The organism is Neorhizobium tomejilense (assembly GCF_964254135.1).
In the GTDB taxonomy this organism is placed as follows: Bacteria; Pseudomonadota; Alphaproteobacteria; order Rhizobiales; family Rhizobiaceae; genus Neorhizobium; species Neorhizobium tomejilense.
In genome coordinates this window covers 144,904-159,300 of the sequence record NZ_CAXUSO020000002.1, presented here as the reverse complement: position 1 = coordinate 159,300, position 14,397 = coordinate 144,904, and the positions used below count along the sequence as shown (strand labels likewise).

The following is a 14,397-nucleotide window of genomic DNA, read 5'->3' as shown; positions in this document are numbered from 1 at the left end:
CTGCAAGCGCTATAGCCCCATTCCCGCCGATCGCGTCCGATGCACCCCTTTGGGAACGAAGGCGAAATTTTCAGCCAGGCCCAACAGGTCCGCGGCAAGATGCAGGGTCGAAAGCCACATTTCCGTGCCCTGCAGGCTTCCTGTCTGACCGTCGGCGAAAGCAAAGCCCCTTTCTGCCTGCCACCGGTCCGGTGAACGCAGAATGATCTCCTCAGCCACGGCTTCCGCCTGGCCGCGCATGAAATCTGTCTGCTTGAGGCACAGCCAAAGCGGATGGATCGTATCGAGCAGGTTACAGGCCGTATAGGTTGGCCCGGAAAAGCCGCGGTTGTTTCGATAATGCGTCATGACGGAATTGATCGCGGATTCAGGGAAAGGAACCGGGATGCCGAACTGGGCATGGGCTCCGCGTGTGAGGCGATAAAAGCCGTTGACCGGCTGCAGCAACCCTTGTTCCGCGGTCGGCTCCCCCCACAGTCCCGTCGAACGATCGAAATGGGTCGAAAGCCAGCCGAAGAGGATTTCCTTACCCCTGCCGCTCCTGAAATACCGGGCGTTGAAATAAAGCGCAGTGGCGATAGCGTCCACCCGGTCGCCGCACCACCATGCACGGGTGCTCCAGGGCAGCGCCTCCAGCCAATCACAAAGCTCAACGGCGTCCATCTCGACGCCCGAGATCGGGTGGGAGGGATGCGCGCCGAGTATCTCCAGCGCATAACCGACCGCCAGCACGTTATAGAGAGCCAGGGAATCATCGCGGATGTTCTTCGCAGGATCGGGTGACCGAAACGGATCTGGAAAAAAGCCGGTCGCGGGGTCCTGCAGCGCCTGCAAACGATCGGCGATCGCCTTCGCCTCATTCCCGGAAGGCTGCTCCCCAAAACCGGCGGCGATCTCGATCGCATCGCATTCATGCCTGACGCTCATGCGCGCCGTGCCATCGGCATCTGGCGACAGATAACCCTCGGGTGTCAGATGCCGTTCCCGCACATCCCGCCACTCGGCTTCCGCTATCCTGCCGATCCGCAGCAGCGCCTGTTCGACCTCGACCCGGCGCGATTTCCCTACCGCTGCCGTCTCCCCGCGACGGCGCACGACTTTGGCCGGCACGCCCGCCGCGATCGCCAGATCTGGAATGTCCCTGGTGACAACAGCCCCGGCAGCGATAACCGCACCCCTCCCGATCGTCACGCCGTCCAGAATGACCGCATTGGCACCGATCCAGACATCATCGCCGATCGTAATGCCGAGCGTCTCGTGAGGCTGATCGTTGATCGGTATGTCCGGATCGTCGAAACCATGATTGAAACCGACGATCGACACCAGCGACGCAATACGCACACCGTTTCCGCACCGGACCTTTCCGGAGATGCATGCGTAGGGGTTGACCGAACAATTGGCGCCGATTTCCACATCTCCCCGCACGAGGGCGTGCCCCGCAATCCAGGAACGATCTCCGAGGATCAGAGATGAGGTGAAAATGCGGGCGTCGCTTGCGATATAAGCGCTGTCTGCGATTTGCGCCCCGGCGGACTGCACCAGTTTTTCCTTCAGCCTCTTTTGGGGATCGCTTTGAATATCCGCAGGCCTGCGCTCCCAGGTGAGGAATTGCAGCCTGGCTTCCCGATCCAACTCGGATTCGGAAACGTCTGGACTTGTCCGCATCTCGTCACTCGTTTGCACGCCGGCTTCATGCTCGAAAAAGGCCGGCAGGGTCAGAAAGCGATGGCCGATGTCATCATACCAATTTCTGACATTCGCCGAGTTGAGGAAATACAGCAGACGAATTTAAGCGTCCAGCTTTTGTTTTCGACCTCCGCCGGCGTTGTTCAATGCCTCTCAGGGCAAATGGAGTTCACTCCCGCATTGATATGAGTCCGAATTTGTCATACACGTGTGATGAATACGGCGCGGACGCGTCGCGTCGTTGCAGCGGGGATTGAGCGTGACAACCCAGACCAAGGAGCGGAACAAGGGACCGGGATCGCTGGTGTCACGGGTCGGGGAAAGTCTTCGGACAGCAATTGCCAGCGGTCAATACTCGCCCGGCGACAAACTCCCAAGCGAAGTCGAACTGACGGAAACCCACGGCGTAAGCCGTACGGTGGTCCGCGAAGCGGTCGCGGCGCTTAGATCGGACGGGCTTGTCGAAGTGCGGCAGGGCGCGGGAATTTATGTGCTCAGCCAGGAGACTTCCGCTCCTTCCGGCCGGAAAATCGACCGGGCGCGCGTATCGTCCGATCTGGAGGTGCTCGAGGTGCGGGCTCCGCTTGAGATCGAGGCTGCCGGTCTGGCGGCGATGCGCCGATCGCCGGCGCAGGAAGAGGCTATCTTCGATTGTCATCGGCATATTCTGCAATGCATCGAGCAGAATGAATCGATCCGCGAGGCGGATCTTGCGCTGCATTTCGCCATCGCCGACGCCACCAACAACCCGCTGTTCCGGCAGCATCTGGAATTTCACGGTACCGCGGCCATTCCGCAATCGAGGGCGACGCCCGGCGAACGGTCCGGCGAACAGACCGCCTACCGCCGCATGATCCACACGGAACATGAAGCGATCGTCGTGGCAATCTCGGATCGCAACGAGGAAGCGGCGCGCAATGCCATGCGCGACCACCTGAGAGGAAGCCAGATCCGCTACCGGGATGTGCTGAGGGATTTTAAAGCGTTTTCAAGCTGATGCTTCAGCAGGCCGGCCGCATGGCCGGGCCGGCTCTTAGGCCCCGATCCACTGTGAACAGCACCGAAGGTTGACCCCGTTTGAAAAGGCGGCAAGCGCCTGACTTGACTTGCAAACTCGCGACGAGGACGGGGGCATCATCGGCGACGATCGTGACCCCACCCGATCTGCATTTCATCTCAGTAGATCAAGGCTCTACGGGACCGATCATAGGGGTCAGCCATCGACGCTGATTCACACATTGGCGGTCCGCCGGTCATTTTCCTTGGTCAGCTCAGGCCGTACCAGGTACCGCGGCCTGCTCCATGAAGGGTTAGATGTCCCTGCTCGTTTAATGCGCGCAGATGATCCTTGACGGTATTTCTGCTTGCGCCTGTGGCCTTGGCCGCGTCCATCACGGTCACTCTTCCACGCTCGCGGGCCAATTCGAGAATTGCGATGGACAGCTCCGGCAGATCACCAAAAAGGATGCGCTCGCGCTCGATCTTGCGCTCCAGCCGCTGTTTCTGCCGCTGCAGGCTTCGCAGGAAGAACTCGACCCACGGATTCCAATCCTGCTCATCGGTTCGGATCGTGCCCTGTGTCCGTCGCAGTGCAAGATAATATGCTTCCTTGTTTTGCTCGATGACGCTTTCGAGGGAGCTATAGGGCACATAGGAATAACCGGCCCGAAACAGGAGCAAGGTGGTCAAGGCGCGCGAGAGCCGGCCATTGCCGTCCTGAAATGGATGGATCTCCAGGAAAATGACGACAAAAACCGCCACGATGAGCAACGGATGAAACGTACGATCCTTCTCCTGAGCCTGTTGCCAGGCCACCAGGTCGGCCATCCGGCCCGGCGTATCGAAAGGCGATGCCGTCGCAAAGACGATGCCAAGGCTACGGCCATCTTCGTCAAACGCTTCGACGTTGTTGGAGAGCGTCTTCCAACTTCCCCGATGCCGCTCGTCCTTGGTCGAGTGAATGAGCAGGTCCCGATGGAGTTGGCGGATATGGTTTTCGTTCAGGGGGATCTCTTCGAAAGCGGAAAAGATAGTTTCCATCACCTCGGCATAGCCTGCGACTTCCTGTTCGTCACGGCTGGTGAAAGAGCCGATGCGCAGGTTCGAGAGTAGCCTCTCGACCTCGCGGTCGCTCAGTTTTGCTCCCTCGATACGGGTTGACGATCCGATGCTCTCGATCGTTGCAACCCGGCGCAGACTGGACAGTCGGTCGGGCGCGATCCGTCCCAACGCTCGCCAGGCGCCTTTGAACTCGTCAATCTCGGCGATCAGCGACAGGATTTCAGGCGTGATGCGCAGTTTGGATAGGTCGAGGGCCGGCATCCATTAGTCCATCCATTTCCATCCACAAAGGATATGGCACAATGGCGTCCATTAATCCATCCATTTCCATCCAATAAACCCACTTTGAACCAATTGCCGGAAAGATCGGTCTTCGCCGTCGTCGATCCGGTGGTCTATAACAACAGGTCCGGAATGGCGCCGACCATGCTGAAGATAGCGATGGCTTTCGGTGGATCGATGAGCTTTGGTGCACCTGATGGGATCGCGCGCTTCGGAATGGGTATGAAAGAGATGTCTTACATGATGGGGCCTGCCGGGGAAGCAACTGGCCTCGGAAGCAAGCTAGATGCCTGCCTCAGACGGATGAACCGTTTTCGCAAGTCGCTTTCGCATGCGGTTTCGCTGATCAAACACATCTATGTAATACGCGGATGCCTTCTTCGGCGCGCATCCTGTGAAACAGCACCGAAGGTTGACCCCGTTTGAAAAGACGGCGAGCGCCTACTTGACTGGCAAACTCGCACCGAGGACGGGGGCACCATCGGCGCCGATCGTGATCCCACCCGATCTGCATTTCATCTCAGTAGATCAAGGCTTTACGGGGCCGATCATAGGGGTCAACCTTCGGCGCTGATTCACATGCTGTAATTGCGTGCGCTGCGAAGGTTTGTGAGGTAGATTATAGACACCAAGGAATCTGGATACCTGCTATGGCACTGAGCATCAAAGACCCCGATACCGAAAAGCTCGCGCGTGAACTGGCTGCACGCACCGGTGAAACCATCACTATAGCGACACGGCGCGCGCTTGAGGAACGTCTCAAGCGTATGGGATCGGAAACGGCAAAGGCTGCCCTCCTCGAGGACATGGAGGCAATGCAACGGCGCCTCAGCGCTCTGCCGGTTCTCGATGACCGCAGCCCGGATGAAATCATCGGCTACGATGAAAACGGTGTTCCGAACTGATGGTAATCGACACGTCGGCGATCGTCGCAATCTTTTTCAGTGAGCCGGATGCCCAATATTATCGCGAACGCATTGCCGACGATCCCCTCCGGCTCATTTCGGCGGCAACGCTTCTCGAAGCCTCGATGGTCATCGAGGGGCGTTTTGGCGAAGCAGGTGGAGCAGAACTCGATCTCTGGCTGCACAAGGTCAAAGTAGATGTCGTTGCGGTGAGCGCCGAGCACGCCGATCAGGCTCGCCGGGCCTGGCGCCGCTACGGCAAGGGCCGTCATCCGGCTGCCTTGAACTACGGCGACTGCTTCTCGTACGCTCTCGCCGCACTGACCGGCGAGCCGCTGCTGTTCAAGGGTAATGACTTTTCGCAGACCGATGTTCAGGCAATCTAATCATGACGAACCCGACCATGCAGGCTTTACGGGACCGATGGCAACCTTCGGCGCTGATTCACTTAATCCGCCTCGTGTCCCCAGACTTCGATCTGGGTCAGCGCTGGAAAGGGCGACGGGTCGTCGGCCTTGATCAGGCTGTGCAGTCTGATCCATTCCACGGTCTGTTCCCTCACCGGGAAACGCTGAGCCGCACCCGTCTTGGCCAGCGAGAAACATGCGGTCTCGGCGTTGGAAAAGGTGACGCTGGCCTTTTCCCACCAGGCGTCGTGCGGAAAGTCCGCTCGCAGGTAGAGAACGATCTCGTCGATTTTCACCGGCCGGCCGAAATCGAGCGTCAGCGTCGCATCGGGATCGCGATTGATCCCCCAGCTCGTGTAGGGCCAGAAGCCATGATCGTCGTTCGCCTTTTCGCCGTCGATGGCGTTGCGCGCGGCAAAGACCGCCTCCCCGCGTGTCTCCACATTCGCCCTGGCGTGCGGAAATATGGAGGCATTGGCGTGGTCGTCCCACGGATTGAATGCCAGGTTCCGGCGCGCCGCGATTTCCTCCGGGCGCGCCTTGCGGACGCATAGTCTGTGGATTTTGCCTTCAAAGGCCCGCGGAGAATAAGGAATGCGCTTGGGACCAAAAGGGACCCCGAGCGCATAACTCTGCCCCTTCATATAGACGATCGCAGGCGTCATCGCGTCGTCGAGCGCGAGCATGAGATATCCCGGCTCGGACGCTTCGACGACGACCTGATCGCCTTCGTTGTAGCTGTCGCGAAAAACGAGATATGCCTCGTCCGTGCCCGTTACCCTGGCGCGAACCTCGCCCGCCACGTCCACGACTTTCAGTGTCAGTTCCATGCTCGTCCTCCTCAGACGATCCGCAGTTTCAGGCAGGTCCCGGCAAAGGGGATGCGCAGTCGATAAATTCTCGGGGGCCAGGAGATGCGCAGCCGGGCATCGTCGATATCGATTGCATCGACCTCAATCTCCCCGGCTCCATCAAGGTCGATGCGGCCGAGACCACCGAAATGAAGGGCGCGGTCGATAGTCGGTTCGACGCAAGTCATCAGCGAAAGCACCGCCGGCAGTTCGCCCTGATGGATATCCACGACCTCGATCTCCTGCCCGCGCCGAAGCGTGACGGTTCGCCGATAGGATTGCACGCGTGCCTCGGCCGGATAGGCGGGCGCTATGTCCAGCGATATCTGCGCCTGATTTTCAGCGAACTCGGTCTGGACATTCCGCGCCGAAAAATCCGCGCCGGCGGCCTGGCTCACACCGCCGAAAGTCGGCAGGTTGTGGAAGCCCGACTGCATGGTCCAGATATCGTACCGCTCGGAGGAAAAGGTTTTTGCCGTGTAGGTTTCGACGCCAATATCGATCAGGAACGGCTTGCCGTCCTTGTAGACCGTCAGGCTGCCGACGTCGTTGTGGTTATGGCTTTCGCCGTTATTGCCGCCTTTGACGGCGAGCGCAAAGCAGTCGTCGCGGGCAACGAACAGGCCAATTCCCGGATAGAACGCATTGCCTGCCGGCGTCCGTTCTCCGCCGGCCGCCGGCGTTACCAGCAGTTCCTGCACGCGGTACCAGAGGTTCCACTCCTCGGGCAGATGCTTGTGCTCGGACGACAGGCGGTCGCGTGCGGCAAATGCCGCCAAGACATCGGACCCGACGGCCTTGCCGAACAGATACTCGCGCACGGTGCAGGGTTCTATGACCGCGGCGGAATCGGCAAAATTGAAATACCGGCGGCCGGCGACATGCATGTTGACGATATATTCCGCCATGCTGCGGACTTTCGGAGCCTTCCAGAGCGGCGTCATCGAAGCCGGCGCCACCGTGTCGAGGATGGTCATCGCCCCGGCCATGCAGAGCGCCGCATGACGATAGTAGACCACTCCCTCCTCGCAGGCCCCATCCTGCGCATAATCCTTGATGAAGGCGTCGAGGCTGGAAAGGGCTTTTGCGACGACCTGCCGCCGCAGGTCCTGTTCCGTCTTCAGGGCAAAGGCCGCAAGCAGGACGTTCTGTGTTATCCACGCCGTCCAGTTGTTCATTCGCTCCGTGCCGTTGCCCATCCACCAGAAATGCCGGTCGAGATAGGGCGACAATACGCGCACCCGGATCTCCCGCTCGATGCGGGCGACGACCTGCGGGCTGACCTGGTCGAGCCGATCCTTCATCAGAGCAGCCACGGTCGCCAAAAGGGCCCCCGTCTCCGCCGCAAACAGATCGACGACCGGCTGCGCCGGATCGGGCAAGGCAAACCGCAGCCCGCCCCGCTCGTAAGCGTTATGAGCCGGAAGCTGCCAGCCGCTTTCCTCACAGATCAGGAAGACACCGTCGACGATCGCATCGATGAAACGCCCCCTGGCCTCGAGCAGCTCGGCAAGAACCAGATCGTTCAACATCCGTCGCCGCGAAAAATACAGCGCCTCAAAGCGCGAGCGGTTGCCGTTCAGCGAATATTCGCGATAGTCGGAAGCTTTGATGAGCGACCACGGCCGGCCAAGCGCCGCCTCCGCATCCCGGATGACCGCGACGCGCATATCATCCGATACGGCATCCCAGGCGGCCCGGTCGCCGATCGGCGCGCCGGGCATGAAGTCCGCCAAAACCGGCGGCAACGACCCGGCGATCTCGCTGAACATCAACCTTCCTCCATGCGACCGATAAACGACCTCATTCGCCACCTATCATACGTATTTTAAGATGACTACAGAATTCATATGATTTATCCATAAATTTGTTTGACCAATGTGAGAGATGTGCTATCCCCTCGGTAGGGAGGCGGCACGCTCGTAAGACAATGAGCGGTCGTGGATGGCCCTTGGGCATCGATCGGAGCATCCTGGTTCGCGGAGGGATAAAGTGTCCATGTTGAATTCGACCATTGCCGCAGGTGATGCGCCGGCCGCGTCCCGGCCGTCGAGCAAGGTGTTGTCGCGCCGCCGGCGCAAGATACACAGCGCGCTGGTCGCCTATTCCTTCATCGCCCCGAATTTCCTCGGTTTTGCCGTCTTTACGCTCGGCCCGATCCTGTTCGCCTTCGTGCTGGCATTCATGCATTGGGACGGATCGAATGCGATCACCTTCGCCGGTCTCGACAATTTCTGGCGGCTGTTCGAAGACAAGGTCTTCATTGCCGCATTCTGGAACACGATCATTTATACGGTCGTCTCGGTCCCCGCGACGCTCGCCTGCGCGCTCGGCCTGGCGATCCTGCTGAACCAGAAGATCTTCGGGCGCGACTTCTTCCGCACGGCGATGTTCTTCCCTTATGTCGCCTCGCTGGTTGCCGTCGCCGTGGTCTGGAACATGATCTTCAACCCCGAAATGGGGCCGGTGAACATGGTCCTCTATACGCTCGGCCTGGACCCCAAGGACATGCCGGGCTGGGCAGCCGACCGGCATTGGGCGATGGTGACGGTCATCCTCTTCGGCGTCTGGAAGAGCATGGGTTATTACATGGTCATCTACCTCGCCGGGCTGCAGGGCATCAATTCCGAGCTCTACGAGGCGGCCGATCTCGACGGCGCCAATGCGTGGCAGAAATTTGTCTATGTCACGGTGCCGCAGCTCGGGCCGACCACCTTCTTCGTCACGGTCATGCTGACCATCCAGTCGTTCAAGGTCTTCGATCAGATCTACATGATCACCCAGGGCGGCCCCGGCACCTCGACGCTGGTCCTCGTTTATCACATCTACAACGAAGCCTTCATTTCCTGGGACCTCGGTTATTCCAGCATGATCGCGCTCGTTCTCTTCTTTCTCGTACTGGCGGTCACGGTCGTCCAGTTCCGCCGACAGAGGGAGGATTGATCCGTGAAGATTGCCGGACGCAAGGTTACCGCCAAGAGCATTGCAGTCTATGCGACGGTCATCGTCATCACCGCCGTGATGCTGATGCCTTTCGCCTGGATGCTGTCCGCCTCGCTGAAACTCAGCCGGGACGTCTTCGTCTTCCCGATCGAGTGGATTCCGTCGCAACCGCAGTGGCAGAACTACGTGGACATCTGGACGAAGATTCCGCTTGGCCTGTTCATCTACAACACATCGAAGCTGACGATCATCGTCACCCTGCTTCAGCTGCTCACATCGAGCTTCGCGGCCTATGCCTTTGCCAAGCTCGACTTTCCCTACAAGAATACCCTTTTCCTCGGTTATATCGCGACCATCGCCATGCCCTGGCAGGTCTACATGGTGCCGCAGTTCCTGCTGATGCGCGAGTTCGGCTTGAACAACACCCATCTGGCGCTGATCTGCCTGCAGGCCTTCACCGCCTTTGGTGTCTTCCTCATGCGGCAGTTCTACATGTCGATCCCGACGGAGCTGTGCGAAGCGGCGCGCATCGACGGCATGAACGAATATCAGATCTGGGCCCGCATCATGCTGCCGCTGTCGAAGCCCGCGCTTTCGACGCTGACCATCTTCACCTTCGTCACCACCTGGAACGACTTCCTCGGTCCGATGATCTACCTGACCAAGACGGAGCTGAAGACGATCCAGATCGGCCTGCGCATGTTCATCTCGCAATATTCCGCCGAGTACGGGCTTATCATGGCGGCATCGGTCGTCGCCCTCATTCCCGTCCTGATCGTCTTCCTGTCGCTGCAGCGCTTCTTCGTCGAAGGCGTCGCTTCGTCGGGCCTCAAGGGTTAACGTCATGAATGCCGTTACGCAGATCGCTCCCCAACCGATCACCGATGCCGAGGTCCAGGCAGCGCTCGATCTCGCCGTCGCCCAGATCCGGCGCAATCTTCCGGCCTTCACCTACGCGTCCCAGAACCATTCCAGTGTCGGCAATTTTTATCCCGCCGTCGACAATACCCAGTGGACCGCAGGTTTCTGGCCGGGAGAAATCTGGCTGGCGTTCGAGCATACGGGCGACAAGGTTTTCCAGCATGCAGCGCAGATCCAGGTGCAAAGCTTCCTGCATAGGATCGAGAACCGCATCGAAACCGACCACCACGACATGGGCTTTCTCTATTCGCCGTCGTGCATCGCCGCATGGAAGCTGGTTGGCGACGAGGACGGGCGCAAGGCCGCCATCCTGGCCGCGGACCAGCTTATCGAGCGCTTCCAGCCGATCGGCCAGTTCATCCAGGCCTGGGGTCGCAAGGGTGTCGCGGAGGAATACCGCTACATCATCGACTGCCTGCTGAACCTGCCACTGCTCTATTGGGCAAGCCGCGAGACCGGCGATGCGAAATATCGCGACATCGCGCTCATCCATGCCCGCACCACGCTGGCACATTCGGTCAGGCCGGACAATTCCACCTATCATACGTTCTACATGGACCCGGTTACCGGCGCGCCCGTACGTGGTGCGACGAAACAGGGCTACAAGGACGACAGTTTTTGGGCGCGCGGGCAGGCCTGGGGCGTTGCCGGCATGGCGCTTTCCTATCGCTACGAGCCGATTGAAGACTATCGCGACACGTTCGACCGGCTTCTCGATTTCTATCTGAAGAAGCTGCCGGCCGACATGGTGCCTTACTGGGACCTGGTGTTCTCCGACGGAGACGGCGAGCCGCGCGATACGTCGTCAGCCTCGATCGTCGCCTGCGGACTGCTCGAAATGGCCGACCTTGTCGAGGCCGATGTCGCCGCACGTTACCGCGAGCTTGCGCGGCGCATGATGAAGAGCCTTGCCGAGCGCTACGCGGTAAGGGACGCGGCCATGTCCAACGGCCTTGTCCTCAACGGAACCTATTCGAAAAAATCGCCCTACAACACCTGCCGCGGCGAAGGCGTCGACGAGTGCGTCTCCTGGGGCGACTATTATTACATGGAAGCCCTGACGCGCCTGTCGCGCGCCTGGTCTTCCTATTGGTGAGAGAATCCGATGGCCAGCATTTCACTGAAAAAACTGAACAAGTCCTACGGCGCCCTCACTGTCGTCCATGACATCGACCTGGAGATCGCCGACAAGGAATTCATCATTCTCGTCGGGCCGTCGGGTTGCGGCAAGTCCACGACGCTGCGGATGATCGCCGGGCTGGAGGAGATCTCCGGCGGCGAGCTCCAGATCGGCGGCGACCTGATGAACGATGTGCCGTCGAAGGACCGCGACATCGCCATGGTCTTCCAGAATTACGCGCTCTATCCGCATATGACCGTCTACAAGAACATGGCTTTCGGCCTGCAGCTTCGAAAAGTGTCCCGGGATTTCATCGACAGCCAGGTTCAGGACGCTGCAAAGATCCTCGACATCACGCACCTTCTCAACCGCAAGCCGAAGGCGCTGTCCGGCGGCCAGCGCCAGCGCGTCGCGCTCGGGCGGGCCATGGTGCGCAATCCGGCAGTCTTCCTGCTGGACGAACCGCTCTCCAATCTCGACGCCAAGCTTCGCGGCACGATGCGCGCAGAGATCACCAAGCTGCACAAGCGTCTGCATGCCACCTTCATCTACGTCACCCACGACCAGATCGAGGCGATGACCATGGCGGATCGCATCGTGGTGATGAAGGACGGGCATATCCAGCAGGTCGACACGCCGCAGAACCTCTATGATCGGCCGGTCAACATGTTCGTCGCCGGCTTCATCGGCGCGCCGCAGATGAACATGATGCCATCGGTGATCGAGCGGCGCGGCGAGCGGTATTTCGCCGCGTTCGACGGGCGGGAACTGCCATTGCCGGCGCATTTCGACAAAAGCCGCATCGCACCCTACGAAGGCCGCGAACTGGTCATCGGCATCCGGCCCGAGAATTTTCACGAATTGCCGCCGGCCGATATCGCCCCGGAAAACCTGGCGCCCTTCGGCGCCGTCATGGAACTCGCCGAACCCATGGGCTCGGAAATCCATCTCAATATCATCGCCGGAGGACGCAGCTTCATCGCGCGCGTCTCGCCCCGGTTCAAGGGTGCGATCGGCGACGAGGTCAAGCTGGTCGTCGACACCACCAATATGCAGTTGTTCGACAGGCAAACGGAGCGCTCGATCCTTTATTAGGCGAGCGGGAGGAAACGGCCATGCAATGGCTGCGCGAAATGTGGACGAAGGAAGGACCGGGCATTCCGAAGAATGCGCCGAAGAAGACCGGTCTTGCCCTTTTCGTCGATACGTTCGCGCGCGAGTGGTGGGAGATGGTCAAATTGAACATCCTGTTCATTCTGGCCGCGCTCTTCGTCGTCACCATCCCCGCTGCAATCGCTGCGACCGCCCGCATTTCGGTCGCCTTCGTCGAAGACCGCAACACCTATCTCCTGCGGGATTTCGCCGACGCGTTTTTTCGATATTTCTGGCGTGCGACCGCGTGGGGCCTGACCTTCACCCTTGCGATCGGCCTCGGCGTCTATGCGATCGTCACCTATGCCGCAACCGCGAAAGACAATCTCGTGCTCGCCCTGCCGCTGACGATTGCGCTGATCGCCACGGTTTTCATTGCCGTGGTGGCCTGCCACCTCGTCGTGCTGATGGTGATGCGTGATCTTTCGGCGCCAGTGCTGCTGCGGCTGGCAGCCATTGCATCGGTCCTCCGTCCGCTGCCGGCGCTCGGCGCGCTTGCATTCGTGGCGGCGCTCTGGCTCGCGCATATCGTCTTTTATCCGGTGTCCGTGTTCATGCCGGCCACCCTCAACTTTTCACTCGGAATGTTCGCCGTCTCATTCGGCGTCCATCGGGCAGCGGTCATGGTTCTAGCCCTGCCAATGGCAATACAGGCGCATCGCGAACCACAGGCTGGTGACGCTAAGCATATCTAATCCAGAGACACTTCAGGGAAGGAGAACGGAAATGTATTTGGGGAAATTCGGGAGATCGGTGAGGTTCGCGATGGCGGGTCTCGCCATGGCGACGTCGATCGCGGGATCGGCATACGCACAGTCGGCCAATGCCGTGACGCTCAAATGGGCGCTGTGGGATTGGGACAAGGTGGCTTATTACAAGCCGCTGATCGCCGCATACCAGGCCAGGAATCCGAACGTTAAGTTCGAGTCCGTGGACCTCGGCTCGCAGGACTACCAGCAGATGATCGCCACGCAGCTCGCGGGCGGCTCCAAGGATATCGACATCGTCACCGTCAAGGACGTTCCGAACTATACGAACCTCGTCCGTGCCGGCTCGATCTCGGACCTCTCCGGCTTCATGACGGAACAGAAGATCGACCCGGCGTCCTTCGGCGGCCTCGTCGACGAACTCAAGATCGACGGCAAGATCTATGCCCTGCCGTTCCGCTCGGATTTCTGGGTCGTCTATTACAACAAGGACATTTTCGACAAAGCGGGCGTTACTTATCCGACCAACGACATGACCTGGGCGCAGTTCGACCAGATCGCCACAAAGCTCGCCGGCGGCATGGGCGCCAACAAGACCTATGGCGCGCTCTTCCATACATGGCGCTCCACGGTCCAGCTTCCGGGCATCCTCGACGGCAAACAGACGCTCGCGGGTCCGGACTACGCTTTCCTGAAGCCGTGGTATGAGCGGGCGCTTGCCCTGCAGAAGGCCGGCGTCGTTCCGTCCTATGCGTCGCTGAAGACCTCCAATACCCACTACTCGGCGCTGTTCTTCAACAGCACGATCGGCATGCTGCCGATGGGTACCTGGTTCGTCGGCACCCAGATCGCCAAGGTTGCCTCCGGCGAATCGAAGAGCAAGAACTGGGGGATCGTCAAGTTCCCGCATCCGGATGGCGTTGCAGCAGGCACGACCGCAGCGCAGATTTCCGGTCTCGCCGTCAATGCCAACTCCACGCACAAGGCCGAGGTGCTCGACTTCATCAAGTTCGTCACCGGTCCGGAAGGCGCGGCCATCATCGCCGGCACCGGCACGATCCCGACCGTCCGCACCCCGGAAGTCACGGCCAAGATCGCATCGCTGCCGGGCTTCCCCCAGGACCAGGCGAGCAAGGACGCGCTGCAATCCGGCAAGTCCTTCCTGGAAATGGCCGTCAATCCGAATGCCGCGAAGATCGAGGTTGTTCTCAACCGTGCGCATGACTCGATCATGACCGACAACATCTCGATCGGCGATGGCCTGAAGGAAATGACCGACGGCGTGAAGGCCATCAAGTAACAACCCGACCCGCGGAGGACACGTCCTCCGCGGGTCACTTTTTTCGATGAAAAATGGTTTGC

Annotated in this window: 15 protein-coding genes; 11 read left to right on the top strand and 4 right to left on the bottom strand. The window is 59.9% G+C overall.

Going from position 1 to position 14,397, the window contains the following annotated elements; genetic code table 11:
* Positions 1-9: 9 nt before the first annotated feature.
* Positions 10-1,665 (bottom strand): acyltransferase, encoded by a 1,656-nt coding sequence (locus ACSQ3G_RS23540; RefSeq protein WP_436111897.1) that lies wholly within the window; start codon positions 1,663-1,665, stop codon positions 10-12.
* On the opposite strand from ACSQ3G_RS23540, the gene ACSQ3G_RS23535 reads away from it, so the two are divergent.
* Both ACSQ3G_RS23535 and ACSQ3G_RS23530 read left to right on the top strand, forming a co-directional pair.
* On the top strand, positions 1,573-1,875 hold the full coding sequence (locus ACSQ3G_RS23535; protein ID WP_436113254.1) for a hypothetical protein: 303 nt from the start codon (positions 1,573-1,575) through the stop codon (positions 1,873-1,875). The genes ACSQ3G_RS23540 and ACSQ3G_RS23535 overlap by 93 nt on opposite strands.
* Positions 1,876-1,945: 70 nt before the next feature.
* Positions 1,946-2,683 carry a FadR/GntR family transcriptional regulator gene (locus ACSQ3G_RS23530; RefSeq protein WP_105421056.1) on the top strand — a complete coding sequence of 246 codons (738 nt, stop codon included), beginning with the start codon at positions 1,946-1,948 and terminating at the stop codon, positions 2,681-2,683.
* Between the two features lie 269 nt (positions 2,684-2,952).
* Here ACSQ3G_RS23530 and ACSQ3G_RS23525 read toward each other — a convergent pair whose 3' ends face one another.
* Positions 2,953-4,008, bottom strand: coding sequence for a Fic family protein (locus tag ACSQ3G_RS23525; RefSeq protein ID WP_436111896.1), 1,056 nt, complete (start codon positions 4,006-4,008; stop codon positions 2,953-2,955).
* Positions 4,009-4,041: 33 nt separating this feature from the next.
* Here ACSQ3G_RS23525 and ACSQ3G_RS23520 point away from each other — a divergent pair, with 33 nt between their 5' ends.
* The 3 genes from ACSQ3G_RS23520 (at position 4,042) to ACSQ3G_RS23510 (ending at position 5,320) form a co-directional block, all read left to right on the top strand.
* Positions 4,042-4,455 (top strand): hypothetical protein, encoded by a 414-nt coding sequence (locus tag ACSQ3G_RS23520; protein ID WP_436111895.1) that lies wholly within the window; start codon positions 4,042-4,044, stop codon positions 4,453-4,455.
* Between the two features lie 224 nt (positions 4,456-4,679).
* The gene (locus ACSQ3G_RS23515) at positions 4,680-4,934 is read left to right on the top strand and encodes a type II toxin-antitoxin system VapB family antitoxin (RefSeq protein ID WP_436111894.1); all 255 of its coding nucleotides are present in this window, start codon (positions 4,680-4,682) and stop codon (positions 4,932-4,934) included.
* Positions 4,934-5,320, top strand: a complete 387-nt coding sequence (locus tag ACSQ3G_RS23510) for a type II toxin-antitoxin system VapC family toxin (protein WP_436111893.1) — start codon at positions 4,934-4,936, stop codon at positions 5,318-5,320. The genes ACSQ3G_RS23515 and ACSQ3G_RS23510 overlap by 1 nt, the downstream gene beginning before the upstream one ends.
* Before the next feature lie 62 nt (positions 5,321-5,382).
* Here ACSQ3G_RS23510 and ACSQ3G_RS23505 read toward each other — a convergent pair whose 3' ends face one another.
* Together ACSQ3G_RS23505 and ACSQ3G_RS23500 are read right to left on the bottom strand one after the other, a co-directional pair.
* Positions 5,383-6,171: a discoidin domain-containing protein gene (locus tag ACSQ3G_RS23505; protein WP_436111892.1), complete on the bottom strand. Its 789-nt coding sequence runs from the start codon at positions 6,169-6,171 to the stop codon at positions 5,383-5,385.
* Between the two features lie 11 nt (positions 6,172-6,182).
* A complete protein-coding gene (locus tag ACSQ3G_RS23500; RefSeq protein ID WP_436111891.1) occupies positions 6,183-7,964 on the bottom strand; it encodes a heparinase II/III domain-containing protein in 1,782 nt (593 codons plus the stop codon).
* 172 nt (positions 7,965-8,136) lie between these two features.
* Here ACSQ3G_RS23500 and ACSQ3G_RS23495 point away from each other — a divergent pair, with 172 nt between their 5' ends.
* Genes ACSQ3G_RS23495 through ACSQ3G_RS23470 form a run of 6 tightly spaced genes read left to right on the top strand, consistent with a single transcriptional unit; the run spans position 8,137 to position 14,335 of the window.
* On the top strand, positions 8,137-9,135 hold the full coding sequence (locus tag ACSQ3G_RS23495; RefSeq protein ID WP_436111890.1) for a carbohydrate ABC transporter permease: 999 nt from the start codon (positions 8,137-8,139) through the stop codon (positions 9,133-9,135).
* Between the two features lie 3 nt (positions 9,136-9,138).
* On the top strand, positions 9,139-9,975 hold the full coding sequence (locus tag ACSQ3G_RS23490) for a carbohydrate ABC transporter permease (protein ID WP_040125532.1): 837 nt from the start codon (positions 9,139-9,141) through the stop codon (positions 9,973-9,975).
* A gap of 4 nt (positions 9,976-9,979) precedes the next feature.
* Positions 9,980-11,152 (top strand): glycoside hydrolase family 88 protein, encoded by a 1,173-nt coding sequence (locus ACSQ3G_RS23485; RefSeq protein ID WP_436111889.1) that lies wholly within the window; start codon positions 9,980-9,982, stop codon positions 11,150-11,152.
* Positions 11,153-11,161: 9 nt separating this feature from the next.
* Positions 11,162-12,271 carry an ABC transporter ATP-binding protein gene (locus ACSQ3G_RS23480; protein WP_436111888.1) on the top strand — a complete coding sequence of 370 codons (1,110 nt, stop codon included), beginning with the start codon at positions 11,162-11,164 and terminating at the stop codon, positions 12,269-12,271.
* A gap of 20 nt (positions 12,272-12,291) precedes the next feature.
* Entirely contained in the window at positions 12,292-13,023 is a 732-nt protein-coding gene (locus tag ACSQ3G_RS23475) for a DUF624 domain-containing protein (RefSeq protein WP_436111887.1), read from the top strand.
* A gap of 31 nt (positions 13,024-13,054) precedes the next feature.
* Positions 13,055-14,335, top strand: a complete 1,281-nt coding sequence (locus ACSQ3G_RS23470) for an ABC transporter substrate-binding protein (RefSeq protein WP_436111886.1) — start codon at positions 13,055-13,057, stop codon at positions 14,333-14,335.
* The last annotated feature ends 62 nt before the right edge of the window (positions 14,336-14,397 follow it).

What these genes read in the sequence shown, in the direction of transcription:
- ACSQ3G_RS23540 (WP_436111897.1), bottom strand. Translation starts at nt 1,665, where the DNA reads ATGCGGACAAGTCCAGACGTTTCCGAATCCGAGTTGGATCGGGAAGCC.
- ACSQ3G_RS23525 (WP_436111896.1), bottom strand. Translation starts at nt 4,008, where the DNA reads ATGCCGGCCCTCGACCTATCCAAACTGCGCATCACGCCTGAAATCCTG.
- ACSQ3G_RS23520 (WP_436111895.1), top strand. Translation starts at nt 4,042, where the DNA reads ATGGCACAATGGCGTCCATTAATCCATCCATTTCCATCCAATAAACCC.
- ACSQ3G_RS23515 (WP_436111894.1), top strand. Translation starts at nt 4,680, where the DNA reads ATGGCACTGAGCATCAAAGACCCCGATACCGAAAAGCTCGCGCGTGAA.
- ACSQ3G_RS23510 (WP_436111893.1), top strand. Translation starts at nt 4,934, where the DNA reads ATGGTAATCGACACGTCGGCGATCGTCGCAATCTTTTTCAGTGAGCCG.
- ACSQ3G_RS23505 (WP_436111892.1), bottom strand. Translation starts at nt 6,171, where the DNA reads ATGGAACTGACACTGAAAGTCGTGGACGTGGCGGGCGAGGTTCGCGCC.
- ACSQ3G_RS23500 (WP_436111891.1), bottom strand. Translation starts at nt 7,964, where the DNA reads ATGTTCAGCGAGATCGCCGGGTCGTTGCCGCCGGTTTTGGCGGACTTC.
- ACSQ3G_RS23495 (WP_436111890.1), top strand. Translation starts at nt 8,137, where the DNA reads ATGGCCCTTGGGCATCGATCGGAGCATCCTGGTTCGCGGAGGGATAAA.
- ACSQ3G_RS23485 (WP_436111889.1), top strand. Translation starts at nt 9,980, where the DNA reads ATGAATGCCGTTACGCAGATCGCTCCCCAACCGATCACCGATGCCGAG.
- ACSQ3G_RS23480 (WP_436111888.1), top strand. Translation starts at nt 11,162, where the DNA reads ATGGCCAGCATTTCACTGAAAAAACTGAACAAGTCCTACGGCGCCCTC.
- ACSQ3G_RS23475 (WP_436111887.1), top strand. Translation starts at nt 12,292, where the DNA reads ATGCAATGGCTGCGCGAAATGTGGACGAAGGAAGGACCGGGCATTCCG.
- ACSQ3G_RS23470 (WP_436111886.1), top strand. Translation starts at nt 13,055, where the DNA reads ATGTATTTGGGGAAATTCGGGAGATCGGTGAGGTTCGCGATGGCGGGT.